The sequence below is a fragment of the Corynebacterium sp. genome, assembly GCF_030535495.1.
In the GTDB taxonomy this organism is placed as follows: Bacteria; Actinomycetota; Actinomycetes; order Mycobacteriales; family Mycobacteriaceae; genus Corynebacterium.
The window spans coordinates 1-2,173 of the sequence record NZ_JAUNRW010000177.1; the positions used below are offsets into that span (position 1 = coordinate 1).

Annotated in this window: 3 protein-coding genes; 2 read left to right on the forward strand and 1 reads right to left on the reverse strand. The window is 67.4% G+C overall.

The genetic code is table 11. From position 1 onward, the window contains the following. Window positions 1-20: 20 nt before the first annotated feature. The gene (locus tag Q4F73_RS12310; protein ID WP_303359629.1) at window positions 21-920 is read right to left on the reverse strand and encodes a HipA domain-containing protein; all 900 of its coding nucleotides are present in this window, start codon (window positions 918-920) and stop codon (window positions 21-23) included. A gap of 112 nt (window positions 921-1,032) precedes the next feature. Here Q4F73_RS12310 and ndk point away from each other — a divergent pair, with 112 nt between their 5' ends. Further along, complete coding sequence (gene ndk / locus Q4F73_RS12315) at window positions 1,033-1,443, forward strand: nucleoside-diphosphate kinase (protein WP_303359630.1); 411 nt, start codon at window positions 1,033-1,035, stop codon at window positions 1,441-1,443. 112 nt (window positions 1,444-1,555) lie between these two features. Next, window positions 1,556-2,107 (forward strand): GNAT family N-acetyltransferase, encoded by a 552-nt coding sequence (locus tag Q4F73_RS12320; protein ID WP_303359631.1) that lies wholly within the window; start codon window positions 1,556-1,558, stop codon window positions 2,105-2,107. Window positions 2,108-2,173: the final 66 nt, after the last annotated feature.

The following is a 2,173-nucleotide window of genomic DNA, read 5'->3' on the forward strand; positions in this document are numbered from 1 at the left end:
CAACACCTACCGCCAATGGCTCAACGCCGCTTGACAACACATAGGAGCATCACGACATCGTCAGTGAGTTGCGAGAGGTCCTCTCTTATCTGATCGAGAGCTGCATTTCTGATCACAGTGTGCCAGTGGTCCTGTGCGGATTCGTTCGCATGCCTCAGTGCGTCGACGGCGAAATCGACGAGAGTCGGGGGTCGCCCGGTGTGTTCGAACCGCCAGGCAGTTCCTTTCTTTACCCATTTCCTCAATCGCTGCTCGTCTTCAAGCAAGAACATGCGCTTGTCATCAGTGAGTCCGAATCCCAGGGCGGATCCGTGGTCGAATGACGGCGCGAGCGACGGTGCGCTGTCCCCGATCCTGGGGACGAGTAGGGCCCAGTTCTCCTCATGGCGGTCTCGGTTGGCCACGATTGCGTCGAGGAGGAGGTATCCGACGAAGCAGTCGAAGCCGTCAGCGCACGCCGCCGGCGCACTCTCCGTCGAGGTCGTGAATCGCAGCGCTTCTCTGATTCGCTGGAGGCTGTGGCCGGGCCTGGTCACTCCATTCCGCGCCTTTTCTCCTGGAACATAGCCGCAGTCAGGAAAGGCGTCGAGGAGAATCGTGCCGCCGCTCCAGAGATCGAATCGTTCGGGTCGGATGGACAGGGAGAGTGATCCGTCGACGCCGTCCCGGCGGCAGAGACGGGTCCGGGCAACGGGTACCCCGAGAATGTTGGCGACTGCAGTGGACGTGACTTCAGCCCAGTCTTCTCCCTGGCGGTTAACGTCCTTGATCTCTACGTTCTTGTGTAGCCAGTGGTGATCATCTGCGTCTTTCAGCCACTGTGCCCCTTCGGATCCGCTCGGCTCCGTTCCGAGGATCGGCCACGAGCTGACATCGATCAGCTCCCATGGATCGAAGCGAAGTGAGCCCGCGTCAGTCATGAGTGCAAGAGGCAAGTCGGGGCCTGGGTGGTCGAGTCGTCACCAGGGCTTCCGTACCGATTCATCACGTGCGTCAGGGTAGATCGGGGGTACGACGGTACAGTCGTAAGACGTGACCGAGAGAACCTTCTTCCTCATCAAGCCCGACGGCGTCCAGCGCGGCCTGACCGGCACCATCCTGTCCCGCATCGAGGCCAAGGGCCTGACGATCGTGGCCATGGACATGCGGCAGACGCCGCAGGAGACCGCGGCCGAGCACTACGCCGAGCACAAGGAGCGTCCGTTCTACGGCGACCTGCTCGAGTTCATCACCTCCGGCCCCGTCGTGGCGGGCGTCCTCGAGGGCCCGCGCGCGATCGCCGCGTGGCGCCAGCTCGCCGGCGGCACCGATCCCGTCGAGAAGGCCGCCCCGGGCTCCATCCGCGGCGACTTCGGCCTGGAGACCCAGTTCAACCTCGTCCACGGCTCGGACTCCGAGGAGTCGGCCGCCCGCGAGATCGCCCTCTGGTTCCCGAACCTCTGACCCCGCACGTCCAGCGCCCGCCGGCCCTCTGGTCGGCGGGCGCTGTCGCATCTGCGGGCACCGCCGGGTGAGCGGAGGTAGGGGAGAACCACCCCGGAGTAGCGTGTCCGGCGTGGACATCCGACCTGAGGCCGCCGGTGAGGCGGACGCGATCGGCGAGCTGGTCCGGGACGCCTTCACCACCGCTGCGCACGCGGACGGGACCGAGCACCTCGTCGTCGCACGACTCCGGCGTCGCGGCCGGCTCACGGTGTCCCTCGTGGCCGTCGAGGGGGGTGCTGCCGGCGGCGACGCCGTGGTCGGGCACGTCGCCGCCTCGCCGGTCCGGATCCTCCCCGGGGAGGGCGAGCCCGACGGCGACCCCGGCCCCGAGGGCTGGTTCGGCCTGGGCCCGCTCTCGGTGCGGGAGGACCGCCGACGAGAGGGGATCGGGGCGCGCCTCATGACCTCGGCGATCGACGAGCTCCGATCCCGGGGCGCGGCCGGCTGCGTCCTCCTGGGCGACCCGGACTATTACGCGCGCTTCCGATTCGCCCACCACCCGGAGCTGGGCATGGAGGGGCTGCCGCCCGAGGCCGCCGGGTACTTCCAGGCGCTCCCACTCGCGGGTTCGGTGCCGGCCGGACTGGTCAGGTACGACCCCGCCTTCTTCGGCGACGACTGAATCGCGCCCGCCCCGGCGTCCGCTGAGCGCGGAGGGCGCACAGTGTGGGAGAATGGCGCACAGCTC